28 protein-coding genes are annotated in these 25,622 nt (G+C 60.6%); 1 reads left to right on the top strand and 27 read right to left on the bottom strand.

Features of this window, described 5'->3' with window-relative positions:
* Positions 1–2: 2 nt before the first annotated feature.
* From HNP71_RS09455 to HNP71_RS09340, 24 genes are all read right to left on the bottom strand, one after another.
* Positions 3–2,150, bottom strand: a complete 2,148-nt coding sequence (locus tag HNP71_RS09455) for a collagen-like domain-containing protein (RefSeq protein WP_183266661.1) — start codon at positions 2,148–2,150, stop codon at positions 3–5.
* Between the two features lie 40 nt (positions 2,151–2,190).
* Positions 2,191–4,752 carry a right-handed parallel beta-helix repeat-containing protein gene (locus HNP71_RS09450; protein WP_183266659.1) on the bottom strand — a complete coding sequence of 854 codons (2,562 nt, stop codon included), beginning with the start codon at positions 4,750–4,752 and terminating at the stop codon, positions 2,191–2,193.
* Between the two features lie 9 nt (positions 4,753–4,761).
* Positions 4,762–5,244, bottom strand: coding sequence for a phage fiber-tail adaptor protein (locus tag HNP71_RS09445; protein WP_183266658.1), 483 nt, complete (start codon positions 5,242–5,244; stop codon positions 4,762–4,764).
* A gap of 12 nt (positions 5,245–5,256) precedes the next feature.
* Positions 5,257–6,510, bottom strand: coding sequence for a glycine-rich domain-containing protein (locus HNP71_RS09440; RefSeq protein ID WP_183266657.1), 1,254 nt, complete (start codon positions 6,508–6,510; stop codon positions 5,257–5,259).
* 9 nt (positions 6,511–6,519) lie between these two features.
* Entirely contained in the window at positions 6,520–7,176 is a 657-nt protein-coding gene (locus HNP71_RS09435) for a hypothetical protein (RefSeq protein ID WP_183266656.1), read from the bottom strand.
* A 1-nt stretch (position 7,177) separates the two neighbouring features.
* Entirely contained in the window at positions 7,178–8,302 is a 1,125-nt protein-coding gene (locus tag HNP71_RS09430; protein WP_183266654.1) for a baseplate J/gp47 family protein, read from the bottom strand.
* A gap of 6 nt (positions 8,303–8,308) precedes the next feature.
* Positions 8,309–8,671: a hypothetical protein gene (locus HNP71_RS09425; RefSeq protein ID WP_183266653.1), complete on the bottom strand. Its 363-nt coding sequence runs from the start codon at positions 8,669–8,671 to the stop codon at positions 8,309–8,311.
* Positions 8,671–9,216 carry a phage baseplate assembly protein V gene (locus tag HNP71_RS09420; RefSeq protein ID WP_183266651.1) on the bottom strand — a complete coding sequence of 182 codons (546 nt, stop codon included), beginning with the start codon at positions 9,214–9,216 and terminating at the stop codon, positions 8,671–8,673. Before HNP71_RS09420 ends, HNP71_RS09425 begins: the two co-directional genes overlap by 1 nt.
* An 8-nt stretch (positions 9,217–9,224) precedes the next feature.
* The gene (locus HNP71_RS09415; RefSeq protein WP_183266649.1) at positions 9,225–10,190 is read right to left on the bottom strand and encodes a phage late control D family protein; all 966 of its coding nucleotides are present in this window, start codon (positions 10,188–10,190) and stop codon (positions 9,225–9,227) included.
* Positions 10,180–10,368 (bottom strand): hypothetical protein, encoded by a 189-nt coding sequence (locus HNP71_RS09410; RefSeq protein ID WP_183266648.1) that lies wholly within the window; start codon positions 10,366–10,368, stop codon positions 10,180–10,182. The genes HNP71_RS09415 and HNP71_RS09410 overlap by 11 nt, the downstream gene beginning before the upstream one ends.
* Positions 10,369–10,370: 2 nt before the next feature.
* Complete coding sequence (locus HNP71_RS09405; RefSeq protein ID WP_183266647.1) at positions 10,371–11,054, bottom strand: hypothetical protein; 684 nt, start codon at positions 11,052–11,054, stop codon at positions 10,371–10,373.
* 188 nt (positions 11,055–11,242) lie between these two features.
* A complete protein-coding gene (locus HNP71_RS09400; protein ID WP_183266645.1) occupies positions 11,243–11,545 on the bottom strand; it encodes a hypothetical protein in 303 nt (100 codons plus the stop codon).
* Positions 11,545–11,973, bottom strand: coding sequence for a hypothetical protein (locus HNP71_RS09395; RefSeq protein ID WP_183266644.1), 429 nt, complete (start codon positions 11,971–11,973; stop codon positions 11,545–11,547). Before HNP71_RS09395 ends, HNP71_RS09400 begins: the two co-directional genes overlap by 1 nt.
* A gap of 16 nt (positions 11,974–11,989) precedes the next feature.
* A complete protein-coding gene (locus HNP71_RS09390) occupies positions 11,990–13,543 on the bottom strand; it encodes a phage tail protein (protein ID WP_183266643.1) in 1,554 nt (517 codons plus the stop codon).
* Between the two features lie 3 nt (positions 13,544–13,546).
* A complete protein-coding gene (locus tag HNP71_RS09385) occupies positions 13,547–13,687 on the bottom strand; it encodes a hypothetical protein (RefSeq protein ID WP_183266642.1) in 141 nt (46 codons plus the stop codon).
* 8 nt (positions 13,688–13,695) lie between these two features.
* Entirely contained in the window at positions 13,696–14,526 is an 831-nt protein-coding gene (locus tag HNP71_RS09380; protein ID WP_183266641.1) for a hypothetical protein, read from the bottom strand.
* Complete coding sequence (locus HNP71_RS09375; protein WP_183266640.1) at positions 14,526–15,170, bottom strand: hypothetical protein; 645 nt, start codon at positions 15,168–15,170, stop codon at positions 14,526–14,528. The genes HNP71_RS09380 and HNP71_RS09375 overlap by 1 nt, the downstream gene beginning before the upstream one ends.
* Positions 15,171–15,172: 2 nt before the next feature.
* The gene (locus HNP71_RS09370) at positions 15,173–15,568 is read right to left on the bottom strand and encodes a hypothetical protein (protein WP_183266639.1); all 396 of its coding nucleotides are present in this window, start codon (positions 15,566–15,568) and stop codon (positions 15,173–15,175) included.
* Positions 15,569–15,877 (bottom strand): hypothetical protein, encoded by a 309-nt coding sequence (locus tag HNP71_RS09365; RefSeq protein WP_183266638.1) that lies wholly within the window; start codon positions 15,875–15,877, stop codon positions 15,569–15,571.
* Positions 15,878–15,889: 12 nt separating this feature from the next.
* Complete coding sequence (locus tag HNP71_RS09360) at positions 15,890–17,212, bottom strand: DUF4043 domain-containing protein (protein WP_183266636.1); 1,323 nt, start codon at positions 17,210–17,212, stop codon at positions 15,890–15,892.
* A 103-nt stretch (positions 17,213–17,315) separates the two neighbouring features.
* Positions 17,316–17,705, bottom strand: a complete 390-nt coding sequence (locus tag HNP71_RS09355; RefSeq protein ID WP_183266635.1) for a hypothetical protein — start codon at positions 17,703–17,705, stop codon at positions 17,316–17,318.
* Complete coding sequence (locus tag HNP71_RS09350) at positions 17,702–19,096, bottom strand: phage portal protein (protein ID WP_183266634.1); 1,395 nt, start codon at positions 19,094–19,096, stop codon at positions 17,702–17,704. Before HNP71_RS09350 ends, HNP71_RS09355 begins: the two co-directional genes overlap by 4 nt.
* A 22-nt stretch (positions 19,097–19,118) precedes the next feature.
* Positions 19,119–20,495, bottom strand: coding sequence for a phage terminase large subunit (terL, locus tag HNP71_RS09345; RefSeq protein WP_246344158.1), 1,377 nt, complete (start codon positions 20,493–20,495; stop codon positions 19,119–19,121).
* A 96-nt stretch (positions 20,496–20,591) separates the two neighbouring features.
* The gene (locus HNP71_RS09340) at positions 20,592–20,999 is read right to left on the bottom strand and encodes a DUF6362 family protein (RefSeq protein ID WP_183266633.1); all 408 of its coding nucleotides are present in this window, start codon (positions 20,997–20,999) and stop codon (positions 20,592–20,594) included.
* Positions 21,000–21,380: 381 nt separating this feature from the next.
* Here HNP71_RS09340 and HNP71_RS09335 point away from each other — a divergent pair, with 381 nt between their 5' ends.
* Positions 21,381–21,713 carry a helix-turn-helix domain-containing protein gene (locus HNP71_RS09335; protein WP_183266632.1) on the top strand — a complete coding sequence of 111 codons (333 nt, stop codon included), beginning with the start codon at positions 21,381–21,383 and terminating at the stop codon, positions 21,711–21,713.
* 9 nt (positions 21,714–21,722) lie between these two features.
* On the opposite strand, the gene HNP71_RS09330 is transcribed toward HNP71_RS09335, so the two are convergent.
* From HNP71_RS09330 to HNP71_RS09320, 3 genes are read right to left on the bottom strand one after another with little or no spacing between them, the layout of a single operon-like run.
* Positions 21,723–24,251, bottom strand: a complete 2,529-nt coding sequence (locus HNP71_RS09330) for a glycosyltransferase family 2 protein (protein WP_183266631.1) — start codon at positions 24,249–24,251, stop codon at positions 21,723–21,725.
* A gap of 3 nt (positions 24,252–24,254) precedes the next feature.
* Entirely contained in the window at positions 24,255–25,019 is a 765-nt protein-coding gene (locus HNP71_RS09325) for an N-formylglutamate amidohydrolase (protein WP_183266630.1), read from the bottom strand.
* Between the two features lies 1 nt (position 25,020).
* A complete protein-coding gene (locus HNP71_RS09320) occupies positions 25,021–25,575 on the bottom strand; it encodes a histidine phosphatase family protein (protein WP_183266629.1) in 555 nt (184 codons plus the stop codon).
* Between the last annotated feature and the right edge of the window lie 47 nt (positions 25,576–25,622).

Genomic DNA, 25,622 nt, shown 5'->3' with positions numbered 1-25,622 from the left:
GCTTAAGTCACCGTAACAGTGAAGCTACTGACAGCAGAGGCAGTACCGGCTGCGGTCTGCACCCACACATAGTAATTTCCAGCGGTTGCCGGCGTTGTGTAGTAAATCGCCCACAGCGAGTTCGAGTAGATGACCGACGCCGTCTGCCAGCCAGAACCTGGCGCGACGGCGTTGGAGGTCGAGAGCGCCACCTGCGTCGCCACACTCTGCGCTGGCGTTATGGAGCCATTCAGCGGAATTGTGCTCACACCATGCACATAGCTTCCACCCGGATCGTTGAAACCATAAACCACACTGGGTGCAGCCGCCACGGTAATCGCGGCGGAAACGGCGGTAAGACCACTGGCGGGGTCCTGCGCCCACACATAATAGGTTCCCGCCACCGATGGCGTCAGCGATGCCGAGAAACTGCCGTTCGCATTCGTCGTTGCCGTCCAGCCTGAATTCGGCGCCGTGGTATTCTGTGCCGAGAGTTGCACATTCACCGCATCCGCCGCCGGCGTCACACTGCCCGTCACCGCCAGCGCGATCCCGGCCATACCGGTTGCGGGGGCGCTCACGCTCAACGCCGCCGACACCACGTTCACGGCCGCCGATACCACCTGCACCGCAGGATCCGCCTCCTGCTGCGCCCAAACATAGTATGTACCCGCAACCGTCGGCGTCAGGCTTGCAGTCCACTCACCATTATTGGTCACCGCGTTCACCCAAGCCGCAGGTACCGTGGCGGCATTAGCGGAGAGACCAACCTGCACCGCACTATTCGCCGGCACCACGGTACCAGCCAGCGCGATCACGCTGTTCACCATCGCTCCCACCGGCAGGCTGCCCAGCGTAATCGTCGGCGCCGCAACGGCAAAACTGTTGGACACACCAACAATCGCCTGATTGTTGTGGTCACGCACGCGCAGCGCATAGGTCCCGGCAGCAAGCCCTGCAGCGGTAAAGCTGTAGGCATTGGCCGTGATCACCGGACTCGCCACAGCCACCCAGGTATTGCCACCATCGGTTGAATAATCCAGCGCCGTCGGTGCATCGTTAAAGATACCACCGCTCACGGTGAACGAGGCGTTCAACACCGGCGGACTAATCATCCCCACGGTAATCGTCGGCGCATTTGGCACCACGCCGCTCCACCACACCAGAGAACCGCCTGAATAGCTCAATCCCAGCAGCTCCGTCGCCGTACCGGGCGGCAAGGTCGTGGAGCCGGAGCCAGAGCTAATCCCAGTCCCCATGATCACCGGCCCCGCCGCCAGGTTGATCACGGTGCAGGAAAATCCAGCCCCCATATTGGTAAAATTCGCACTCAGCGTAATCGGCGCGCTGGCCACGAGCACGCGGTTGTTGTGGTCTGTTACGTCCAGCACGGTATTCGCCGTCAGCTCCACCACCTGTGGCTTCACGCTGGGCAGCTTGCTCTGCACATAGTTCCATATCGCACCAAAACTCTGCACACTGAGCGTATTTCCGTTCTGTGCCACCAGCAGTTCGTCGCTATCTGCGACTGGACCTGCGGCAGGTAACTCGTCAATCGTCTGCCCGCCGAGAAACTGGCCATAAGGCATCCAGGCCAACGCACCGTTCTGCCACAGCGCCACATAGTCAGAAGTACCAACCGCGCTCGCGGAATTATTCGCCACTGGACCGGACAAGCCAGTTCCAGCAGGGCCGATGGCACCCTCCGGCCCTTGCGGCCCTGCCGGCCCCTGCGGCCCCGCAGGGCCAGCCATGGCGGAAACCGTCACCCCGATCACACCATCGGCACTGATCGCCACCCCCTCACCCGCCGAGAACAACCCACGCAGCGCGGTCACGGGTAACAACCCGGGCGCACCGCCCGTGTTGATCACCACCTCATCGGAAAGGGTCATCGCGGTCTGCACCGGAAACCCTGCATGATCCCCGCCATTCGCGGCCAAACTGCCCTCGGCCACGGCCAAGCCAACGCCCAGAGCCACGCTCTCCGGCGCTCCGGCGCCAATGCTGTGCCGCCCCAGCAGCTCACCGCTCGGCACAGCGATCTGCGTCTGCAGCCCTGCCGTAAGCTGCGATACACTCACCGAATAAACCTGCCCGGCCTGTGAAAGCGGCAGCAGATCACTGCCGCCAACCGAAGACGCGGCTGGCAGTTGCGCAATCGTTGTCATTCAAAACAACCTTATGTTCTCTATTGTTTCCGTCGGCCTCTCAGGCCACAGCCACCCAATTGGCCGAATCAGTCCCCGACTGCTTCACCCAGAACGTGCTGCCCACACCACCATTTAGATTCCTGAAGGTCGAACCTGCGGGCGCCGTAACCACGTTCAGCGGTGAACCCCGCCCGATCAATTCCACCGCCCCGGTCGATTCCGTATCAGAGATAATCCGCACCACACCACTTCCCGCGGGATGCAGCGACATATCTCCCGACTGTGTTTTCAGCGTCAGGCTGCCATCGCCATTGGGCGACACATAATCGTTTTGTGTAAAGCGTGCCGCGCGCCAGCCGCTACCGGTGCCGATCCAATCGATCGTTGCCCCCGCCGGCACGGTAATCGGCGCTCCAGTCCAGTTGCTCTGCGTTGGCGAGGACCCCGCGGTTGCGAACGTCACCGCCGCGGTACAGTCAATGGCCAGTTCCTTGTTCTTCCAAACCGGCAGCCCAACCTGCACGGTAACGGTAGCCCCGGCGCCATTACCGGAAATCGTCGCCGTCGTACCCGCTCCATAGCCAGAACCAAAATTGGTCATCTGAATACCGATCACCACACCACCGGACAGCCAAACCTTGCCCGCCGCCCCCGTACCGGTACCCGAGAAACTGACGGTCGCGCTGGTATAGCCAGAGCCGCCATTCGTCACCTTCGCAAAAGTGACCTGCCCCGCCATCTTCGCACCTTGCAGCGTCACGATGCTGGCAATCGGCGCAGTGGACTGTGAGATCGTTACCGCATCAGCAATATCCGGCACGGTCAACGTATACACGCCATTCACCGCCGCCGGATTCACCGCCCACCGAGTGGTGAAATTGAGGGTATTTCGCCGAATAATCGCCGTATCCGTATAGATCGACATCGTCGTGGTCATGTTGGCACCAGGCTTGCCGTAAATGACATTCTCTTCGATCAGCACATTCTGCGCCGCATCGCGAACCTCAATGGGCGCAACACTGCCCGCGTAGGTGATCCAGTTGCCGATGATCGACAAACCCGTGCAAGCCAGATTGAAAGTATCCCCGGATCCATCCGCCTCAACATTCTGCACCGCGATACCAACGGCTGTGCAATCCTGAATAAAATTCGCGCGGGCTGTGCAATACTGCCCACCGCCAATATTCAGCCCGATCAGCGCGCCATTGATGTAGTTATTATCAACCTCGGTATAAATCGAACCGCCGCAATCGATGCCAAAAGCAGAATTACCGGTGATCATGTTGCCAGTAATCTTGCAATACCCGGTATCGCACAGAATCCCCGCGCCGCTCAGCGCAATGGAGCTGTTATTAGTGCACAAATTGCCCGAGACAAGAATATTACGACCTGAAATATAAATACCGTAGCGCAGGTTCGAATAGCAATTATTGCTGGCAATCACTGCCCCCAGCACGTCAGGATTCGCATTGCCGTAAACCAGCGGGGAAGACCAGAGATTATTGACGATGAAATTGCCGACGATGATACCGCAATTATTATTCCAACATGTATTGCTGATGATATGCAGCGCCCGGATCTTCAAGGTGAAGGTCGGATCCATGCTGTCCACATAGATACCATTCACAGCATTATCATGCGCTCGGCAATTGGTCACACTCAGCGCATCCAACGCGTTGGCATACAACCCGTGCTGAGCGTTAGCGGTAAACTCACAATTATCGACATGATGCTGCGTGAGGGTCGGATCACTCGCCAGATACGTCAGACCGCTGCCATTATTCGACCCCTTCATGTTGCGGAACAGGCAGCGCGTGATCAGAGATTTCGTGCAACCCGCCTGTACAGCTACACCCATCGTATCGGTGGTGATGGAACTGTTGCCGTCAAAAATGATACCATCGGCATAGAACGTGGCTGCCGACACGCTGATCCACGCAGCTATTGCCGACGTGCCGATCTTCGTCTGCCCCGGACGCGTCAGCACGGTCAACCCCGGCACGCCCAGCAGCGTGCAGGCGGTACCGGTAATGTCGCATTCACCCGCGATGGCATAGGTCTTAGCGCCAAAGCGCACCGGCATCCCGCTGGCAATCGCCGCCAACAACGCCGCGCCGTCATCGGTCACGCCATCGCCCTTGGCGCCAAAATCCTCGATCGACACAGCATTAGCCGCCAGAGCCGCGACTGTCCGCACCGTGGTCGCGCCGCTTGCGGTTGCTGTCAGCGCCCCACCCGGCAGGCCGGAGACATTACCCATCCCCGACATGAAAGTGGCGTACGGCACGCCAACATTTGCCCCACCCTGCCCCAGCGGCACGGTGTCCGCAACTCCCGGCACGCCCCCCGTAGTGAGCGAGGGGATTACAAACGGCGCTGCGGTGGCTGATAACGTATTGCCAGAAACGGCAAGATTCGCACCGATGCTGATCGCACCCGGCGCTGCGGTGCCGGAAGAGCCATTGCCCAGCAGCGTATTCGCCGGCAGTGTCAACGCAGCCTGCGTTCCCGCCAAAATCTGCGCGCGCGTCGCCGCCAGGGTCTGGCCATTCTGAAAAATCGCAATCTCGTCGCTGTCGGAGACCGAGGCCGCCGGCGGCAATTGCCCAATCGTAGTCATGGAAATCCTTCAGCTTGTGGTCAGCGGCGTGCCATTCGGCCCGGTGAGCGCGTCGCCGGACGGCGTTTCCAGCGCATTGGCCGGCGACGGCACCGTGGAAAGTGCGAGTACCGGCAACGAGAGGCTGCGCACCAGTGCCCGCCCGCCCGCCGTCGTCACATTCACCGTCACCGTATATGTGATTCCCGCCTGACCGCCGCTCAGCCACAGCACCGCCCTGGCGCCATCTGCCGAGGCCGAAACCAGAGTGACATCACCGGCATTATCCGGGCTTACCGTCACATCCAGCGTAGCGATGGTATCACCTGGATTTGCCGTCAGCGCCGGGGCAATATCGAAAACATAGTCCAGCGTGTCGCCGGGATCTTTCACCGGCCAAGCTAGCGCCTGCGGTGGCGTGGCCACGGCACCGCGCGGCGTCGGCACAAACCCCTCGATCTGCACATAACGCGCACTGGAGGGGCGCCATAAATGGCTTGCAACTGTCGGCATCAAGCGCTCCCCTTAATATTCCACGATCACAAGCCCAGCACCACCTGCACCACCAGGCGAACCCACGGCGCTGCCACTGGTAGTCATGCCGCCGCCGCCACCGCCGCCACCATAACCACCCGCACTCATGCCCACCATCGGGCCGCTGGCACCACGCCCATTGCCCGGACCACCGCCATCGCCACCACGGCATCCAGCGGTAATCGAATCCGAGCCGTACGAACCGGTCATATTCACCTGCCCACCCGATGCGTTTCCGCCAACACCACCTGCATTGGAAAAATTAGCGGCTGTGCCCCCCATACCGCCCGCACCGCCATTGGCCGACATGTAGCTGCCAAAGCTGGAGGCGCTGCCACTATTGCCATTCTGCGCACTAGTCAGCGCTGCACCACCGGCACCCACCGTCACCGGAATCACCTGGCCCGGCATCAAACCGGTAATGATGCCTTTCGCGCGGCCACCCGCGCCACCTCCACCGCTCGGCATGGTGCTGTGGTAACCGCCGGAACCGCCGCCGCCGACCACAGTCACCTTCACCGTGCTCACACCATTCGGTACAATGAAGTTGTCAGACTGCGTGAAGACCTGCATCGAAGAAAACCCTGGGCGCAGGCTAGGAAGTTTGTAGGCGAGGAATGGCGCGCCAGGTAGTGTCGCAATATTCGCGGCCGTGATCGCGGTCTGACCGTAATTCACGGTCACCACATACAACCCCACCCAACCGCTATCCACCGCCGGCGTGGTCTGCATGCCCGCCGCCGCCGCCGCCCCCGGCTTCGCCTGCAGCTGCACGCGCTGCACGCGCTGGGTATTCTGCGCGGTCCCCGCATTATTCGGGCCAGAATAAGGCTGGCTCGGATTCGCCGCATTCACATAAGGCAATACGACGGCATTCGTATCGGTCTCGGAAAACGCAGCCTCGATCAGGTAGTTGATGGACTGCCCAGAACTCGCCGGTGCCGAAAACGTAAAGTTCGTCGCCTGCAGATTAATACCGGTTTTCACGATCTGATCGGCCACATCAGCCGCAAGCGAACCATAAGCGGTAGCATCCAGCGCCGAGAGCTGTGTGATACTACCCGGCCCGACCACCACGGTCAGCGAGGCTGGAGAGGTCGGCGTGCAAGCCAGCCCATCCACCATGGTATTGTTGCCCAGTGTCGCGGCGGTCAGTGCCGCGATGCCGATCATTGCATTACGATTCGGGTATAGGATATCCGTATCCAGCGGGATGCTCCCGGGATAAACAATATTGCGATCCATAAACAATCCTCAGTTGGAAATATTCGTCCAAGCAACGCACGAAGCGGGAATCACCGCCGCGACGCTGGCGTAGATTTCATCGTCGCCGATATTCCCGGCGAATTCCTCGGTTGTGGCGTAGGCAAGCAGCCCTGTGCCATATCCGCCAGGGCCATCATTGTAACCGCCGGCATTACTGATCGGCAGATCATTCGGCCGGTACGCGGTCACAAAGAACTGATACGGCAGGCTCATGCTGCCATATCCCCCGGCGCTGTTGTAGCCGAGATTCACATTGTACCCACCTGTATCCGCCGCATTCAATGGCTCAAAAATCTTCGGGGCACGTCCGGTAAGGGTTTGCAGCGCTTGTATCAATCCTACCCGCGTCGCTCGTGGCGCCACCAAATTTGCACGCAACCGGCTGCCATAGGCACCATCCGCCTCGCCAACACGGCGGGTTAATTTGCCACCGAAGAAATCCTGCGCCGCGATGTCCAGAAACACACCGCTAGCCGTTGCCAGGCGAACCTGCGCCTTCACTTGGTCTAATAACGTGTACAACCCGCTCCACGCTGCCGCCAAACCACCAAGCAGCGCATCCAGCACCGGCGAGCTATCCGCGAACCACCGCCCAGGCAGAACCTGCTTCAAACGGAGCAGCATATCATTGCTATCTCCGATCATATCAGGAAACCGTCACAGTACCAGCGCGAATCACACCAAACAGCGGCGGTACCAAGTCCATCGCGCCACCATTCAGCACCAGCGTGGCGATGTTAGTCACAGCACCAGAGGCATCATAGATCAGCTGTGCCAGCCTCGTGTAGCTCAGCGTTGCCCCCACCGGCAAACCAGCGATATAGGCCTCAATCGCCGCCGCAACACTGGCCACCGCCCTGGCATGGACTGCCTGGCTCGATGTCACCAGCGTCACCGCCACATTCGCCGCCTCCACCACCGGGCCTTGCACTGCAAAGCTAGTACCGACCGGCCGTACCGCATCCACAGCCTGCTGCACCGTGGACAAGAGGTTTATGGAAGGAGCACCGGTGCCATCATCAACCGTCACCACAAAATGCCCCATCTGCACGGTCCCAGCCTGACTCATGTTTTCGGTAATCGTGTAGCTCAGTCCTTGCTGAATAGCCGCGATAGCACTGCCAATCGCCAGCGCCGTCGCCCGGCTCAGACTCGCCAGATAATTCCCAAACCTCGCCCGAAATGCCGGATCGCTCTCCGCATCCATGCCCCCCGTCAGCGCCAGCGGATTCGTCACCGTGTCCACGCCGGCAATCGCCGAACCAAGCACGGCGATCGTACCCGGCTGCACATTACCTATACTACCCGGAACAACCGCCGCGACTGCTGCGGCCACACTCGCAATCCCCGGCGCCAGAACATAACCATTGCTTGCAGAGCTGAAGGCCGGATTGCTCACATCCGTCACCACCACAAAACTCTGCACATTGCCCGTAACCGAAACTTCCGTTCCCACCGGCACCAGCGCCGCCACGCTTGGCGTAAAACGTGAGAACATCACCTGCCCACTGGCGGCAACCGCCGGCAAGCGGCTAAAGCCAAAATCCGCACCAAAGCTATCACAATCATCTCCTGTACTGGTCGCCAGTCTGGTCGTTGCCAGCACCTGTACGATCAGCCATTGCAACCACAGCGCGACCGAGGCATTCGCCTCCAATATCGCGCGCAGTACAGACCCCACAGTCAAATCCAATAGACTCGCCGCCGCGCCCTGCACGGCAGCCGCCATTCCCTCCACAAGCGCGGAGAAATTCTGAAGCGATAATTTCATGATTTCCTAAAGCGAAAACGTGAGCGCCGAAGTCTCGCCTGCCGCCGCATCCGTGTAGCTGAGCGACAAATTCACTGTCCCATCTGTTTGTGCCATCACGCCAACAATTGGCGCTGGCGATGCCACCACGGCGGCCTCCAGAAGAATCTGCGTCCTGGCCATGCCAGCTATCGCCGCCGGTGCTCCCGGCTGGCCGACATACTTACCAAGCCCCGCACCGTAATTAAGTTGCCATATATAATCTAGAGGATTCGTTAAAAGCCGCCGGAGTACGCGCTGCTGTGTCAACGTGGTTCCCTCGCTCAGCAGCAGATCACCAGTCGGACCAATGGCCAGATCACCACCAAACTGCAAGGCCAAATCCGCCATTATACAATCTCCGACGGCACGCTCGTGGTTCCACCCTTCGAGTCGACGTGCTGATGCTGATCATAGGTATTGCGCAGCGTTGCCAACGTGCCCTGCGTGCCATTTTGGTCAGATATATCTCCCGTCACGACAAGATCGCCGGTAATCTTCACCATGCTCGCCTGTACACCAATGGTTCCGTCATTGAGCAGCTTTACAAAGCTCCCAGTCTGGTGCCTTAACCACATCTCCCCTGCAGGCGCTGGCATCGGTGTATCCACGGCCGACCATACCGCCCCCAGCACAACGCCATGTTCCGCATCGCCTTCCTGCGCCAGAACCAGCACCTGGGCACCCGGAGTCAGCGGCGCCGCCATACCCCAGCCCGCCCCAACCCAGGGAGAGACAATCGGCAGCCACCCAGTCAAAACATTCTCCGGCTGTATTAGAACCCGTACTGCATAGGCATTGGGATCAAAGCTTGAAACCAATCCAAACCGCGCAACACCGCCTTGGCCATCCAGCCCCGCGGCACTGGCCTTCACCATGTTCCAGAACTGGTCCATTTATTTTCCTAATTCATGGCATAAGCCGTCACATTTTGCTCAAATCCCCGGCGTGCGCTCAAACGTCGCGTCACGGTCAACACCGCATAGCTCTGATCCAACGCTGAATCCGTCCCCGCCATCACCAGCGTCATTCCTGGACGCAGCATTGTATCTCCCGGCATGGTAGCATTCATCATCACCCCATGCTGCCCCAATGCCGTCAATTGCGAAGTGGCTAAACTCCGTGCCTGCGCCGCCGTCAAGTTCGGACGAACCAGTGTCGTCCCCACGCCGTTGCCGCGACTTTGTGAAACCACGGCCTTATTGCGCGTATTCCAGGATTTTACCGTTACAGCCGCTGGCAACACATTGATCATATCAAACGTCAACGTCAAAAAATTTTCTGGTGCCACTGGCATCGACGTCATCTGAGGCCACGGTCCAAAATTCAGCCTCTCGCCGCTCACCCATAGCGCAAAACCCTCGGCCTGCGCCAACTGCGTCAACAAACTCCACTCTGTGACAGACCGTGCATGAGTAGCCAGCGCACTGCGCGCGTGGTCCAGTTCGTAATACTGTCCAACCTGCGTGGATGTCACCGCTACATTCGGCGTCAACCCACGCCGTCCAGCCAATGTCAACGCAATCTGGCTAGCTGTTTGGTTTGCAAAAGTCTCGGCTATTTCAGCATCAATCAACCGTGCTGCTAGATCCCGGCCTGCCAGTACAACCTCATTGCACCCCAAATCGACTCGCACGTTATCTAGTTGGCCAACGAGTAACGTGGCATAACCCACACCATCGGCTGCCACCTCGATCGTCACATCTTGCTTGCCCAACGCGGCAAAATAGCCAGCCCTCCCGGAAAGCGCGCAGGCCACATTGAATCTGTCCGCAGCAAAATAGCCAACCGACTCAACTTCCAGGGCCACGACCCCCTCTACCTGCATACCGCCGATGCTCAAGCGAATCTGCGGCGCTTCAGCTGGCAATGCCGCCTCCCGCCATGGTGTCAACGGGCGGAATCAGCAGCGTCGTAACGCCGCTCAGCACCGGATCAGACAGCTTATTCACTTGCGCAATCCTGATCCACTGCGTCGCATCGCTTAGATACTTTGCCGCCAACACAAACAAATTTCCGCCCGCCACCACCACAATCCTGTTCGTCATACCTACGCCATCCCCAAATTCACGGCGGCACGGTTCAGATATCCACGCATATTCGCCGCTGCTGCCAATTGAGCCGTCCCAGCACTTAATCCATTCAAAATTCCTGCTCCGGCGCCGGCATCAGCCACCGTGTCCAATGCCGTGCCCGCATTACGCACTGCCGCACCAGACGACGTCATAACAGCATCAACCTGCCCTCGCGCCGCCTCGTAACCCACCGCTGAGCCAAGTCCCAATCCGAGCATGGAAATTCCCGCCTGAACGCCAAGATTTTCCGCAACAGCTAAATCAGATCCTACCAGCGATGCCAGCGGTGCAACCACGGCACTCGCCACATTATCAACAACGATACAAGCGATTTCAAACGGAATGAGATTCGGCTTTCGATATTCAGCCGCAAACTGTTCGATAATCACCAGATAGTAAAAGCTATCCCACATCAGCGGCAGAGCAGCCCCAGTTGTCCTTGCTGCATCCAGAAGCTGCGCTCTTACGGCAGCATCAGAGCCAGAGAAAATGCCTGAGAATGTGATGATGCCCTCATCAACACCCAACGCCTGCACAGCGCGGCCACCGCCGATGAGCTCCTGCACCGCAACACGCTGCCGCCCTCCGAAGCTAATCGCCTCCGGCACCTCCATATCCTGAAAGGCAACACCTCCCAGAGTCAGCGTTACCTTGCCCATCGTATCACCATCATCATTATATCAGTCTTCATTCCAACGCAGAGTCTGCCAATCGAAACTCAAACCGGACATTGTCCCGAACACCACCACATGGGCGATGCGTTCGGCCTCATCGAGGCCAAATGCCACCTCATACGGCACCCCGCAGCTGACAAGATATAGACAATCCATCAGCCCGGGGTGCCGGCTCAGTTTCCCGCTTCGCCCAGAGTATCTCGTCCAGTATCAGCGGTAAGATACGCCCCCACCGCCTCCACCCCATCATCGCCGAGCCGTTCCAGAACGGCCTCAATCCCTGCCTCATTAGCGGGGAACGGCACCGGCACATCGTCGATCATCGCGATAGACGCAGCGAGTTTGGCAAGGCCAAAATAGGCCCTATTTTCCGAAAGTTCCGGCCCCAACGCCTTGAACAACCTGAGTTGCTCCACCACGCCCACTCGCCGCAGTTCTATCCGCCGTCCAGCCCGGTCGGAAACAACGTCATTCATCAAACACGCTTCCGGGTAGACGCAAAAAAGTCGAGTTTCTGCATCACAGCCGCATCACCGCGATAAACTCCCGCCGAGGCCAGCTTGAATACCACACCGCTGAACTGATAGGTCGAGACAGACCCATCGGTTTCGTTAACATACTGGTACAGTGTGCCACCCTGGATGGTCTTGCCAGAGAGGTAGGCCTGCTCAATTTTGGCGATAAAATCATCCACCGCCGATGAGCCACGATCCAGAGTAAAGCTGCCACTCCATCCTTTCGGCAGTTCCGCGCCGAGTTGCACGCCATCCAGCCTGTCCACGCGCACCGCTGCGGTAATCTGCTGCGCCTCGAAGCCGGTGACATGTGCAAGATCAACACGCCCGAACGGCCCCATCACCACCAGCTGGCAATCTCTTCCAACCGTGAAAGTATTATACGGCATCTTTCTGCATCCTCACTCAGTTGGTGGTGGAAACGGTTTGCACGCTCACCTGCACCGTCTGCCCGCCCTGAACATTCACGATGAATTTTTCGTTGATCGCCTGGTAGCGCACCTGCACATCCGCCTGTACATATCCCAGCGCCGTGCGGCTGGCGGGATTGTTACTAGTATCGCACACCACCGCAAACGGCGGGCTGCCATCAGTGCTGCCCAGCAAACCTTGCGAGAGCAGGCCATTCAGGAATGCCATAAGCGTGGAGCGGATATTCTGGAACAATGTGTCATTGACCACTTGTCCAACATACACCCCCATACCCGCCGCCAGCGTGATGGAGATATAGTTGGTCAAGCGCGTATAGTTATCGCCATTCACCGTCGCGTTGGACGATGAATTATGCCCCCCGCGCACGCCCCAATAGTTGCCACCAGGCTGCGGATTGGCGATCACGTCGATCCCGGCCCCTAGCAAAACGCCAAGATCGGCGCTGGAATAAGTCGTCGCCGTTCTTCCCCCCGGCTGACCGGATTTCTGCGTGCCGATCACGCCATAAAGAGGCTTGTTCAGCGAGGACTGCTCCGGCGAGAGATTCGCCAAACGCCCAGCCACAAAACCCTGTGGCGAGACAAGGCGCGTCATCGCATTGGCTTGGTCGTACCAGTACACCCAATCGCCGAACATCAGCTTGGCCGCATAGCAGTCGACCCCGGCTTCCGCCTTCATCGTCACGGCATTCACGATATTATCGCCCGCCGGGCCGGTCAGGATCATATAGACGCTCTCGCTCAGGCCAAACGCCGCCTGTACGCTCCACTGCGTCGAATCATCAGCGTCCGCCAGCAGGCCAATGGCACACCCCTGCCCCCGCAGCGCATACATACCCTGGCGCGGCAAAGTGTCACTGCCCACCAGCATCGCGGCATTCACACCTGTCGCACCATCCAGGCCCGGATTACCCGCAGCGAACTGGAACACCCCCGTCAGCGGGGTTGCAGCACCACCCAGTGTCGTCGCCACCACCAGCTGCGACGGTCCGCGCAGCGCGCTATTACCATTATTCACGGCGTTGGCCAGATTTTTCCAGAAGGCGAGGCCCGTGCCAGTGATGTTGTCAAAAACCTCCGGGCTCAATCTAGGCATGGCAATGGTCAGGCGCCAGCTGCTCGCGGCCGAACCGGGCGAGACTGTCAGCTGCAGCTGGTTTCCCATGCTGCCGGTATACATAGCCGTAAAGGTGATCGCCCCCAGCACGCTCAGCGAAGCTGCGGTATCGGTCCCATCCGTCACCCGAACGCAACGGAAATTCCCAGCCCCTTGCTGCACCGCAGCCGCCACCTGCGTGCCCATATCGTATTTTCGCGCCGCAATGGGGCCGAAGCTCGTTGCATAATCGCTCATGCTGCCAATGATGGTCGGCTCACCTACCGGCCCCCAGCTTGCCGTACCGACCACACCGACGACATCGGTCTGCACACCATTCAACAGCAGCGACTGCGGCGGCACGATCTGCACATAAAGATCAGGAACAATCAGCGCTGTGGTATTCAGTGCCCCTTGCTGCACAATCGGCATGGCTCAGCCCTCCTTCGCCATCACGCGCACAACGAAACTCGCCTGCGACCCGGCAAGAATCTTCTCCACCGTCGCCGTATTGGTAATCAGCTCACCCCGCTGGTAACCGTCAAACGGCTTCAGCACCACCAAATGAAATGTCATGTTTTTCCTCAACTCTGAAAATCGCCGAGTACCACCGCATCGGCCATCGCTGTCACCGTCCCGAACAACATCGCTGGCGCCATCTGCGCCAGCGTGGTCGGATACTCCACCGCCCAAACCAGCTCACGCCGGAACAGGCTTGTCTCCGCACCACCATCCTGCGTGGCGGTTCCGGCAAAAACCATGTGCCCGGCTGAGCCATCTGCCAGCGGCATAAATTTCACCGCCGTCAAAGCCTCATCAATGACAGGCGCAATCTCATCCCGCACCATCGGACTCGGGCACCACATTGTCACCTTAAAGTCCTGCACCTGGCGCCGGATTTCCTGCAACGCCCCGCCCCCGGCCACCACCCGCGCGGCGAACCGATCCGCCCCCGGCACGGTCAATCCAGCCCCCGCATAGTTCACAATCCATCCTGCGGCGCGGATCATCGCCGCCAGATTGCTCGCCACTGTCGCCGGGCTGTCGCTCGCCTGCACCGCGTAGGAGAACGTCTGCTCATTCACCAGCACACCGGCAAGCTGCCCCACCGCACATGTGCCTGAGAACGTGGCGGACACTCCCTGCACCATCACACTCAGCACCTGGCTCACCGGCTTCACCACCTGCCATTGGCGCGGATACCGCGTCACATTCCGCACCAGCCTATCACCAGCCATCACCGAAACATGCACGATCCCAGCAGCAAGATCCGCATCCAATGCCGACGGGTTCGGATACCCCCGGTACACCTTGCACACCTGCCCGGTTACACTGGCCGCCCCCGTCCCATTCGGATAAATCGCATTCGCCACAAGTGCTGCCAGCGCATTTTCCACATCCGCCTGATCAGCCATCAGCTTACCGCCTGCACCAGAGACAGCCGCCACACCGCACCAACAGTCTCAACCGCCGTCAGCACGAAGCGCCCGCCCGTCTCATCCATCAACACATCGTCAACACTCGGCTGCACGCCAGCAACAACCGGCAGCATGGCGGTAAAACCCGGCAACCTTGCATCGTCTGGCAACCCGGTCTTGGCACGGTCAGCGCTCCCGCCCACCAGCAGACTGGCCGGAAACCCCCGCACCAGAACGGTCTCGGTCGTGCGTATCGATGCACCATAAGGATTTAATCCCGCCAGTACCGGCGCGGATGTCCGCGCCAGCGTGACAACGGCATTAGTCATCACCACCAGCATCGGCTTAGGCGGCTCTACCACCGCCACAAACGCCACCCCCTCCGGCCCAGCCAGATAATCACCAGGCCGGAGATAGCTCCAATCCGCCCAGGCCTGCCGGAACGGTTCCGCAAAGCCGCTTGGCGCGGTCATAGAACCACCGAGCAGCGCATAAGCCACACTCAAGCGCAAAAAGCGCTTGGCCGGCTCAAGTGGCGCCTCCGGCCCATCGGGGCGGAACGCGTCATGCACAAAGCCCACGCGCCGCGCGGCACACCCCGCCCCATAGGCCAGACGGTCGGCCAGCTTCACCCCATCCATGCTCACACCACCAGCGCCACCCCGGCCTGGCCCAAGGCCGGGCCCGGCGGCACTCCCAGAAACCCGCACAACCGCCGCCGCCAACTGTCGAACAGCGCCTCGCGGTCCTTCAGCTCATCGGCGTTATGCGTCCACGCCGCGGCACTCTCGGTGTCCAGGTTTTCCGAGATCCGTGGAATCGCCGCCTCAATCGTCTCCAACGTGGAGACATATTGCAACGTCACGGCCACCTCCGCCGGAGCCAGATTATTCAGCCGGTATTCCAGCGTCCCATAGGCCTGGAAGAACCGCCAAGAGCTAAACCCCTCCGCTCCGGCGCCATAGGCCGGATACCCGCAATATCGGCGGACCTGCACCTTCTGACCATCACTGAATCCGCTCACCATGGAGCCGGACATTCAGTACGTATCCCCGTCGCCAAGGGTAAAGTACACAGTGCCGGTCCCGGCGCTCAGCACCACGGCGGCATTGCGTACAAACGGCCCCGCATCCACCAGCATCCTTGCTCCGGGCGGTACCGGGGTGTCAGAGGTGGTGGCGGTCAGGCCCGTCGCAGCGCCAAGGCGGAAGAACGCGGTGGTGGCGGAGGAGTTGTACACCAGCACGGCAGCACCGCCGCCCGCCAGCGCCACATTGGCAACGGTGGTGGAGGCCGAAGCCGCCACCGTCCCCGCCGGTCGAAAAGGCTGGTTAGCACCAGTCGACATGCGCGCCCCTCCTTAACCGATATGCTCGATCATCACGGCGCGCTTGTAATTCGCGTTGGTCGCCGTCGGCACGGTATTGGGCGTGGTTGTGGTGTCCGAGGGCGCGCAGAACCCGCCAATCCAATACCAGCTCTGCGCGATAATCTGCTGCAGCCGGTCGATCGGCTCGCGCGTCACCATGGCCACACCGTCGATCACCTGCACCAGGCTGTCCCTTGGCGCCACATCGCTCGAATCCATACCAGCGAAATCGCCCTCGATCAGCGCTCCCTGGCCGCATACAATAGGACGGCGCACATACAGCCCCGTGATGCCAGGATGGCTCTGCACATAAGCCTCGGTGGTGGTGATAAAGCGCAGACCAAGGAAGTCGCTCACCATGCCCTGGCGGAACACCGGGTTCGCCGCAGTGCTACCCTGGAAAAGCTGCTTGAAATCCGGGTCGGAGAAAAGTTGCCGGGCCGAGACAGGATCAAGATAACAATTATACAGCCCATCCACGAGTGGCACGGCATTACGGCGCAGCAGCGCCACGGCATCAAGCAGGTTCGCCATGCTCAGCGTATCGGTGGCCTGTAGCGCGGCGGTGGTATTGCGCTGCGCGGGGCGCACAATGGCGCTGGCCGTAGCGGCCTGCACGGCATTGCCAGCAGTGCCGTCGGCCACGGTCACATTGCCCGAGAACAGAAGCTGGCCCGAGATACCATTTGGCGCGGTGGACACATTGGTTGCATCCAGGGTCACGCCCACAACGTCATACAGGTTCGAGCCCACAGTCACGGTCAGCGGATTAGTGGAGGATACAGCCTGCTGCACCCCATTCACAAACACCGTCTGAAAACCACGGATATCGTCAACCGAAACCGCCGCACCAGCGCTGGAAATCGTGGTATTCACACGAGTATTGCCGCCGAAATACGGAGCAAACAACGCATTGCGGGCCAGCTCATCCAGGCTGCGCGCGGCCTGCTCACCGTTAATCGCGGCATTTTGCAAAAACTGCGAGGCAATGCCCACGCGGCTGGTCACCATGTTCAGATCCTGCGTCGCGGCATAGAAGTTCAGCGAAATGGTGTACTGCTCCACGCCCCAGTTGGTGGAGGTCAGACCATTATCCAGATTGGTATTGTTCGCGGCGGCCAGCGGAATGGTGACACTCGGCTTCAAACCAGCGCGGGTCTTGGTCAGCGTCTCACCAATGCCTACAGCAAATTCCTCGCGATCAGCAATCAGTCGATAACCCAGACGCGATTTCAGCGCCGTCTCAAACTCACGCTCCAGAAAACCCTGCTGAATGATCGGCTGAAGTGCTGCCGGAAAATTCTGAATACCCATCCTCTATTCATTCCCTTGCTTGAACATGACTTATCACCAGCCAGCGGACATCCCGCAGCCGGCACACAAGACGTAAATTGCAACGATTATTCTGGTGCCGCGCTCAGCGGCGGCGGATCAGTGCCGCGCGAGCATTCAGCCACTCTTCATGGCTCAGCTCATTGGCATGGCGCGAGCGCGGCGGCTCGGGCCTCGGCGGGGTCGCCGCAGCCGAGGACGACACCGCCGTCCCAAACAGCCACGGCTTCTCCCGCTTCATCCGCACGAGCAGGCTCGCCGCATCCTCAACCTCGCCATTTTGGTTCAACCGGATCGACGCCACATCGATCAGCTTCAACCCATCAAGGTCGATCATCCCCGCCCGTACAGCTTCCGCCTTCAACTCAGCCTGCGCCACACGCGCAGCCATTTGTGCCTGCATCTGGCTCAGCGCCGCCTCGGCGCTTTCAGCGCGTACACGCCAGTCCTCGGTGTTCTCGTTTTCATCAGTCATTGCGCATCCTGGTCAATGGCATCCAACTCCGCTTCCACATCCGTAATCCCATGCGCGGCGGCCACGGTCTTCACCGCCGTCTCGCGCGAGAGCTGCCCGGCATTCACCAGCGCCGAAACCGCCTGCGCCTCCTTCAGCCGGTCATCGGCCGAGAGCGGGTACCAGCGCGGCCAGCGCAGCTTCAACCGCTGCGCCTCATCCAGCGGCACCACCCTATTGCCCATCACCATCAGCGGAAATTTCCGCGAGGCCCGCACCACCATTTTCAGCAACTGCAAAATACCGCCATCGCCGTAGGAGATACGCAGATTATCCGCGAGCCAGATCAGCCCTTGGTTCATCAACTCCAGCGCCCGGCCGGATTGCGCCACCGTCAGCCTGTCCGCACTGGCCCGGTTGCCGTGCACGCTCTCCAGTGCGAACTCCCGCAGCGTCCGCACATAAGAGATCACCGCCTCCGCCGCCGTGCCCCCAATCTCCAACAACTTCGCATCTCCCTTCTCGGAAACCACCAGTGCGTTACCAGCACCTTTCACGATCTCCGTATCGCTGGTCGCCGGTTCCTTGATCAGCAGCGTCGGATCAGAACTATATTTCAGCCCCCGCCCTGCTTGGCTCAGCTGGTAATCTATCTCGATATTGGTATCGATTGCCGCCCGGAACGTACACGCCCCGTCCACGCCATCCCCGCCCGGCAGATTGCGTATCCACACGACCGGCACAAACCCCAGCCCATGCACCACGCTGCGCTGTTCGTCCTTCACTGGCCCGCCGAGCGGATCGCTCACCGCCCAGGGCAGATACCAGGTCTCCGCCTCGGTATCCCAGGCGCGCTGGAACCAGTACATCGCCTGCGCGTCGATATCCTCATAGCCCTGCTCTACAAGATCGGCACCACTCACCTTGTAGCGCTCCGTCACCTGCGCCAACGTGTCAGGAGCGGTCGCACTCCACACCGGCGTCAGATACAGGCTCTCCAGCACCGAGAAAAACACCCGCCCCTGCAGCACGCGGAACAGCACCGCCACCGAACCAACCGAACCCCTGATCGCCGCATCAATCATCACCTCATTGAGACGAGACTCCGCGATAACATCCTGCAAGCACCGCACCAGCGCCGCATCCTCGGCATCCACAGCCGGAAAATGCCCAGCGCTGAACAGCAGCGCCACGGAATCCTCCACCACCACCCGGCACAGCCCATACTTCACCGAGGGCCTGCGCAACCGCAGCGGAATATACTCTCCCGCCATGTTCCGTTCCTCGTGGAACTGGTAAGGGAGATTGTCATACAGCGTGCCATCCAGCACACGGCGCAGAATATCCAGCTTGGCCACGCGCGCCGGCAGGCTCGTATCCGCCTGGATCGTGCCGCAAATCGTTTCAAACATGCAGTTCTCTTTGGTTAGATATTCACCGTGCCATCAGCGGCAGATGCAGCCGCCTCGCCGGCGCCCCTGCCATGGTGGTTGCCAGCGTGTTCACCGCGCGGGAGAGCGCATCAACCTGATCGTCCTTGCCCGCATGTGGAAACGCCCGCAGCTCCGCCAGCAGCGCGTCGTTCCAGGGGGCGGCCACCATGGCCAAATTCCCCCCATCCATTTGTGTGGCCGCCGGCATGGCGCGGATGGTCTTGGCATCCCGCTCCGGGCTCGCCACCACCTTGTATCCGGCCAGACTGCGCGTCAGCATCGCAATCTGCGCCGCCCCCGCCTGTCCCGGATCCTGCGGCAGCGCAATCACTGTCCCCGGCCCATCCTGCCGCGCCATCTCCACAATTTTCGCCTCCACCTGGGCAGGTGCAGCCTGCAGCCGCACCACATCCAGCACCACCAGCAGGCTCTGCTCCGTTACGCCCAGCTTCAGCCCTACCGTATAGTCCGGGCTGCGCCCAGATGCCGCCAGGGTCGCAGCCAAATCCCATCCTCGTATCACCTGCCGCAGCGGCGGCGCCTCGGGCACAATCCGCACCCGCGCGGTGTTAAAAAACGCCGCGTCCGGCGGTAGCGGCGCCTGCTGATACATGGCCGCAAACGCCCGCTCGCCCACTTCAAGGCGCCGCCGCTCGATATCCTCTCGTCCCTGCCATTCCGGCCACAGCGCCTCCCCCGGCGCGCGGCCCAGCTCATCCCCAACCTCAGCCAGTGCGGGCAGACGCAGGCATTTCCACCCAGCCTCGGCCGCCAGCAGCCTTCCCGCCAGATCATCCTCATGCCACCGGGTCATAATCAGCACGACCCGCCCGCCCGGCTTCAACCGCGCGGTCAACTCGCCCCGGTACCAATCGAACAGCGCATCCCGCGCCGTTTGGCTTTCCGCCTCGGCCCAGGACTTCACCGGATCGTCGATAACGATCAGATCCGCCCTGCGCCCGGTTATCGGCCCGCGCACCCCGGCAGCGAAATATTCCCCTTCCCCATCCAAGGCGAAGCGCGACGCCGCCTTGCTGTCCTTGCTGATGGCAACCCCAAGCCAACCACCATTTTCCTCAATAGAGGATCTAACACGCCGTCCGAAATGATTCGCGAGCGACGCCGTATGCGCCGCGGCAATCACCTGCCCCCTAGGCTTTGCCGCCAGAAAATACGCCGGAAACAGCACCGACCCATAGGTCGACTTCGCCGATCCTGGCGGCATCTGCACCATCAGCCGGTCGCAACCCCCATCGGCAACACTCTGAAGATGCTCAATCAATAATTCATGGTGCCGGGCGGGCATCTGGCCCTTGGCCTCCATGGCCCGGCGGGCGAATTCCAGAAACCCACCCGCCGCCATCAATCTATTTACCAACCCGTCCGTGTGAGCCGTAGAACCAGTATGCCAAGGAGTATACGTCAAACTGGGGCAGGTGGGCAAGAGAAAAATAACATGATGTTAGTAAAAATATTAACGCCGCTCGTTTATCCCCTGCAAAACCAGTTCAATCCCTTGGGTATGCCAGCGCTGGATCGACTTATGATCCGCCCCCAGCATCGTCGCGATCCGCCGCCATGGAAACAAATGCCGCCCGGTAATCGGATGCACCAGCGCCCGCGCCCCCAGAATCCGCCGCAGTACGTATTTCGTTTCAGGGATAATTGTTAACCATCCAAAAACTTCATCCATGCGGCTGATATCAGCCGCACTTGGCATGGCGGGGCGCACCATGGTGCTCTGCCAACCATAAGCCTCTAGTGCCGTGTGGACCACGTCAAATTTCATCGTCCGCAGCTGCGTCGAATACCCGTGCGAGGGTAAAGCCAGCAATGTCGCGCCCGCCGCTTCCAATCGGCTGATAAGGTCTTCCGCCGTCATGCTTCGTCTCCTTCCGGGAATGGTTCATCCGTTAGCAAGCTCCAGGTCAAAGGGTGCCCCGCCGGCAGAGGCGGCCGGTTCGGGTCATCCAACATATCGTCACGCTTTGGTAACATAAGTGATTTCACAGGTGCCGAGGCCCTTAAACGCCGCCCCCGCTCAATCACAGTGCTTCTGGCCAGCCCCAACCGGCGCCCAATCGCCGACCAAGTTTCCCCCGCTGCCCTCATTTCGCAAATCGTCTGGTCCGCAATCGCGGTCCACTGCCTTGCCTGCGGCATGATCCCTCCTTTGCCTGCCGCGTTGTGTTAGGTTAACTAACAATTAACGTCAAGAAAAACTAACATTGAGTCTAGCTGAAGTCATGTTATGAGAACTGTCATGGCAACAAAAAAGCAGCCCCCGGCCGAAACCGTTGGCGCCCGAATCCGCGCTTTACGCCTTGCGGCCAATATGACCCAGGATGAATTCGCGGCGAAACTCAATGTTTCCCGCTCTGCCATTGCTCAATGGGAGACGGACCGTGCCGGTCAGGTGCGGGAGAACATGGAGCGTATCGCGAAAGTTCTCAACACTTCGCTTGGCTACTTGGTTTCCGGCGAAACCGGGTCGCTTCTGGGCGATGAACTGGCCCTGATGCGCCTGTACCGGGCCTGTTCGGCCGAAGACCGCCGTATGCTCCTGCAAACGGCGCGCCGCTTGGCGCGTAGCTAGCTTAGCTAACTACGCGTCTTCCGGCCGCAACAGGCGAAGTTCGCGGTACACCCCGCCTTCGCGGGAAAAATGCCTATTGTAATATGGGTCAAACGGCAGAGCATCCGCATATCTCTGCTTCATGACTTCGTTTTCCCACATAAACCGTGCGAGTTTCTCGTCATTGAAGTCATCGCCCCGGCTTATGCTCTCCCGATGCTCCGCTACGGCGTCCGGCATATACACGAGTTTCCAACCGGATTTGCTTAGTTTCACACACAAATCCACATCGTTAAACGCAACTTTCAACGATTCCTCGTCAAATCCACCAACTTCCTCAAAGGCTTCCTTACGAACCAACATGCAGGCAGCCGTCACGGCGGCAACCTCCTGCGCCGTCATGGCGTGCGTCATATAGCCGGGCGCACTGCCCGCCAAACCGCGGAACGCATGGTCCGCCACGCCCCCCACGCCCAGCACCACACCGGCATGCTGCACGGTTCCGTTCGGGTACAGCAGTTTCGCCCCCACCGCCCCCAGTTTCGGGGCGGCCAAACACTCATCCAGCATTCGCCTCAGCCAGAATGGTTCGTTTACAAACACATCGTTGTTCAGAAACAGCAGATACTCCCGCTCCGCTGCCCTCACCCCGATGTTATTGATCCGCGAATAATTGAACGGCTCGGCGATTCGGATCACCTTGGTATCCGGCATGTTCGCCTGGGCGGTGATAAACGCTTCGGCCTCAAGGGAGCTGGACCAATTATCCAGCAGAATGATCTCGTAGGGTACATCCTTTGTGTACTTACGGATCGCCTCGACACATTCCTGTGTCATCCCGATATGATCACGGAACGGGATCAGAATGGAAACTCCGGCCGCCTTGCGGGCCTTGGCCGGAAACTGCCATTCCACTTGGTAGCAGGTCAGCCCGCCCCGGCTTTTCACCCGCGCGGGCAGCCCCCGCCGCCGCAGATGCCCCTGCACAGCCGCCTCTCCCGCCGCCACGGCCTTGGGCTTGGCCTGCGCCCCCGCCGCCGCCGTGGAGCTGGCGGATTTACGCCAATGGTAGAGCACCTCCGCCACATGGTGGATCTCCCCGGGCGTCAGGCGCTCACACAGCCGCAGCAGCAAATCATGGTCCTGCGCCCCGTCCAGTTCCGGGTCCAGCCCCCCAACCTCGCGCAGCACCTCGGCATCCACCATCACGAAGTGGCAGATGTAGTTGATGTCCAACAGGAACCTGTAATTGAAATCCGGCTTGAAATGTGGCTCGCACAGCGCACCGGAGCACTCCACCTTATCCTCGTCGGAATAGAGCAGCCGCGCCCCCGTCGCTCGCCGCGCGCGCAGCATCACCTCCAGCGCCACCGGCTCCAGCAGATCGTCATGGTCGAAAAACGCGATCACCTCGCCCCTGGCCGCCGCCAGCGCATCATTCGTGGCCCGGGCGATGCCCCCGTTGCGCTTACGGGGCAACAACCGGATCCGCTTATCCGCCTTGGCCAACGCCTTCATCGCGGCAGTCAGCTCGGGCTGACTGCTGGCATCGTCCACCAGCAGCAGTTCCCAGTTCTCATAGGTTTGCCGCCGCACGGAATCCACAGCGGCCAGAAAATCCGCAATCCCCGGCCGGTACACCGGGCAGACCACGGAAACCAGCGGCAACGTCTGCGGCACCCCGCCATAACGCGCCTCGGCCCTGGCCGCTGCCAGCGGCAGCGAGGCCGCGGCCCAACGCCGGTAATCATCCAGCATGTAGCGCTCACGCGGCAGCGCCGCCTGCAAATCCTGCTTCAGCCGGAAAGCAAAGGTGAACAACTCATCTGTGCGGGCAATCAGAGCCGTGATCTGCTCCCGCGATGGGGCCGCCGGAAACTCGATCTCCAGCGGAGAACCACGCAGTTCCGCATGCTCCGGCATGGCGAAGAATTGCAGCCTCATACGCGGCCGACGCAGTTCCTCGGGTAGGTAAAAACTGAACCCACACGCCGCATCGCCGCCCGTGGCGGTAGCCACATCGCCCCGGAACTGGTCCGCCGTCACTTCGGCAATTGGCTGGCCTCCATCAGTCACGAGGATCCGCACGCCGCCTAGCTTGGTTCCCGCGCGCTCATCCACGCGCAACGCCCAGCCCTGGAGCAACCCGCCAGCCAGCCCATCCACCGTGGCATCCACCCGCGTCGGCTTGGCCAGACAGAAGTTCAGCGCCGTCATCGCCCCATTGCGTGAGGACAGCGGCACATCGGCCCCATCCAACGCGGCAAAGGTCATAACGTGGCGCAGCCCGTCATGGTAGCGCTCCGGGATAACGTAATAGAACCCGATCCGGCTGTTTACCTGGGTCACCAGCCGGGCGTCATCGCGGTGCAAATCGCAGACCACCATATCGGCGATCACGCCGTCGATCAGCACCCGCAGCCTCAAACTCTCGGCGGGGGCGTCGAAATCCACCGCCCAGCCGCCCACCCCGGCCTCTTCGATCCGGTCGATGAAGCCCAGCAACTTCCTCTCCGCCGCCACGCTATTTTTCCGGCTCACGCTCTTTTTGGTGGTCATAGTCTAGCCTTCCACTTCAGCGGCCTCCAACGCCACCGGCAACAGCCGCGCCAAGCGCTCCGCCCATTCCATCTGTCCCGCCTCAGCGGCGATTAAATCTTGCCGTATTTCTATTTCCAAATAGTCAAGCCCGCGCGCCTCGGCATGCACCGGCACACCGTAATCGGTCTCATCTGTCAGCCGGTAGGGCGCATTCTCCCCCACCACCAGCCCGCCTTCTTCTCGCAGCAGCGCCGCCAGCGCGTGGGAAAGGCCGGGGCTGCGATTATACAGCACCCCAACGTGCATCGGCCGCGCCTGCTCCATATACACTGGTGTAAAGCTGTGCATGGCCACATAAACCGGTCGCCCCCGCCCCGTTATCAGCGCCTCGATCCGCGCGTGGTACGGATCAAAGATCGCCGCCCGCCGCGCCGCCTTCGCCGCCTCGTCCAACCCCTTGTTCCCCGGAATTTCCGTCGCCTCGCTCACTTCGGGAAAAGCACTCGCCACATCTGGCCTGCGGTTGCAGTCGATCACCAAGCGCGAATACACCTGCAACACCGCCGGAGCATCCAGCAGAGCACTTAGCCGCCGCGTCACCCCGGCAATGCCGATATCCCAGGCGATATGCCGTTCCATCTCAGCGGCGCTTACGCCCAAATCCCCCAGCGCGCGGGGGACCGCCCGCCCAGCATGGTCGGCGGTCAGCAGAAACCGGCTCTTTCCCTCGGTCCGCAACGTCTCGACCGGCGCCGCCTCATCCGCTCCCAGCAATCCGGCGCTCACGTCACGGCCTCCACACGAGCTGTTCCGGCGCCTCGGCGCGCGGGTCGTACTCAATCATCTCGCCATTCATCACCGACACGCCGGTCAGGGCCAGCAGAAACCCCCAATGGCTGACCAGCAGCGTGGTCCCGTGGTCGGCACGGGCTGCCATGGCGGCGCGAAACGCATCGGCCCGCCTCCTGGTCTGCTCTTCGTCCTCCTCCCCGTCATGCCACCATTGCGCCGGCAAATGCCCAAACTCATGTTGCGGAAACCGTTCCGCCAACGCCTCGGGGTACGAGCCGATATCACACACGAAGGCCGTGCGCTCTCGCACCTCCTGCATCACCTCCACGCTCACCCCGGGCAGCGCCAAAAAGGGCTGGGCCGTCTGCAGCGCCCGCGTATAGGGCGAGACGATGACCCGCGTCAGCCCGGTGTCGCGCAGTTTTTCCGCCGCCCGCCGCGCCTGCTCATGCCCCAGCGGCGTCAGCTCCGGATCCTCTATCCCCGGGTCCCGCCTCGTCTCGGTGAAGTGCAGATTGAAATAGCTTTGCCCATGGCGCAGCAGAAACATGTCTCTTCCTTCTACTCCCCTGGCGCTCACGGCGCCCGGCTCTGCTT

The sequence above is a fragment of the Acidocella aromatica genome, assembly GCF_014201825.1.
Lineage (GTDB): Bacteria > Pseudomonadota > Alphaproteobacteria > Acetobacterales > Acetobacteraceae > Acidocella > Acidocella aromatica.
The sequence above is the reverse complement of the archived record's forward strand: the minus strand, read 5'-3'. Positions and strand labels throughout refer to the sequence as shown.

Bases quoted from the DNA above. Each gene is read 5' to 3' on its own strand.
- HNP71_RS09455 (WP_183266661.1), bottom strand. From the start codon at position 2,150: ATGACAACGATTGCGCAACTGCCAGCCGCGTCTTCGGTTGGCGGCAGT.
- HNP71_RS09450 (WP_183266659.1), bottom strand. From the start codon at position 4,752: ATGACTACGATTGGGCAATTGCCGCCGGCGGCCTCGGTCTCCGACAGC.
- HNP71_RS09445 (WP_183266658.1), bottom strand. From the start codon at position 5,244: ATGCCGACAGTTGCAAGCCATTTATGGCGCCCCTCCAGTGCGCGTTAT.
- HNP71_RS09440 (WP_183266657.1), bottom strand. From the start codon at position 6,510: ATGGATCGCAATATTGTTTATCCCGGGAGCATCCCGCTGGATACGGAT.
- HNP71_RS09435 (WP_183266656.1), bottom strand. From the start codon at position 7,176: ATGATCGGAGATAGCAATGATATGCTGCTCCGTTTGAAGCAGGTTCTG.
- HNP71_RS09430 (WP_183266654.1), bottom strand. From the start codon at position 8,302: ATGAAATTATCGCTTCAGAATTTCTCCGCGCTTGTGGAGGGAATGGCG.
- HNP71_RS09425 (WP_183266653.1), bottom strand. From the start codon at position 8,671: ATGGCGGATTTGGCCTTGCAGTTTGGTGGTGATCTGGCCATTGGTCCG.
- HNP71_RS09420 (WP_183266651.1), bottom strand. From the start codon at position 9,216: ATGGACCAGTTCTGGAACATGGTGAAGGCCAGTGCCGCGGGGCTGGAT.
- HNP71_RS09410 (WP_183266648.1), bottom strand. From the start codon at position 10,368: ATGACGAACAGGATTGTGGTGGTGGCGGGCGGAAATTTGTTTGTGTTG.
- HNP71_RS09405 (WP_183266647.1), bottom strand. From the start codon at position 11,054: ATGGGCAAGGTAACGCTGACTCTGGGAGGTGTTGCCTTTCAGGATATG.
- HNP71_RS09400 (WP_183266645.1), bottom strand. From the start codon at position 11,545: ATGAATGACGTTGTTTCCGACCGGGCTGGACGGCGGATAGAACTGCGG.
- HNP71_RS09395 (WP_183266644.1), bottom strand. From the start codon at position 11,973: ATGCCGTATAATACTTTCACGGTTGGAAGAGATTGCCAGCTGGTGGTG.
- HNP71_RS09390 (WP_183266643.1), bottom strand. From the start codon at position 13,543: ATGCCGATTGTGCAGCAAGGGGCACTGAATACCACAGCGCTGATTGTT.
- HNP71_RS09385 (WP_183266642.1), bottom strand. From the start codon at position 13,687: ATGACATTTCATTTGGTGGTGCTGAAGCCGTTTGACGGTTACCAGCGG.
- HNP71_RS09380 (WP_183266641.1), bottom strand. From the start codon at position 14,526: ATGGCTGATCAGGCGGATGTGGAAAATGCGCTGGCAGCACTTGTGGCG.
- HNP71_RS09375 (WP_183266640.1), bottom strand. From the start codon at position 15,170: ATGGATGGGGTGAAGCTGGCCGACCGTCTGGCCTATGGGGCGGGGTGT.
- HNP71_RS09370 (WP_183266639.1), bottom strand. From the start codon at position 15,568: ATGTCCGGCTCCATGGTGAGCGGATTCAGTGATGGTCAGAAGGTGCAG.
- HNP71_RS09365 (WP_183266638.1), bottom strand. From the start codon at position 15,877: ATGTCGACTGGTGCTAACCAGCCTTTTCGACCGGCGGGGACGGTGGCG.
- HNP71_RS09360 (WP_183266636.1), bottom strand. From the start codon at position 17,212: ATGGGTATTCAGAATTTTCCGGCAGCACTTCAGCCGATCATTCAGCAG.
- HNP71_RS09355 (WP_183266635.1), bottom strand. From the start codon at position 17,705: ATGACTGATGAAAACGAGAACACCGAGGACTGGCGTGTACGCGCTGAA.
- HNP71_RS09350 (WP_183266634.1), bottom strand. From the start codon at position 19,096: ATGTTTGAAACGATTTGCGGCACGATCCAGGCGGATACGAGCCTGCCG.
- HNP71_RS09340 (WP_183266633.1), bottom strand. From the start codon at position 20,999: ATGACGGCGGAAGACCTTATCAGCCGATTGGAAGCGGCGGGCGCGACA.
- HNP71_RS09335 (WP_183266632.1), top strand. From the start codon at position 21,381: ATGGCAACAAAAAAGCAGCCCCCGGCCGAAACCGTTGGCGCCCGAATC.
- HNP71_RS09330 (WP_183266631.1), bottom strand. From the start codon at position 24,251: ATGACCACCAAAAAGAGCGTGAGCCGGAAAAATAGCGTGGCGGCGGAG.
- HNP71_RS09320 (WP_183266629.1), bottom strand. From the start codon at position 25,575: ATGTTTCTGCTGCGCCATGGGCAAAGCTATTTCAATCTGCACTTCACC.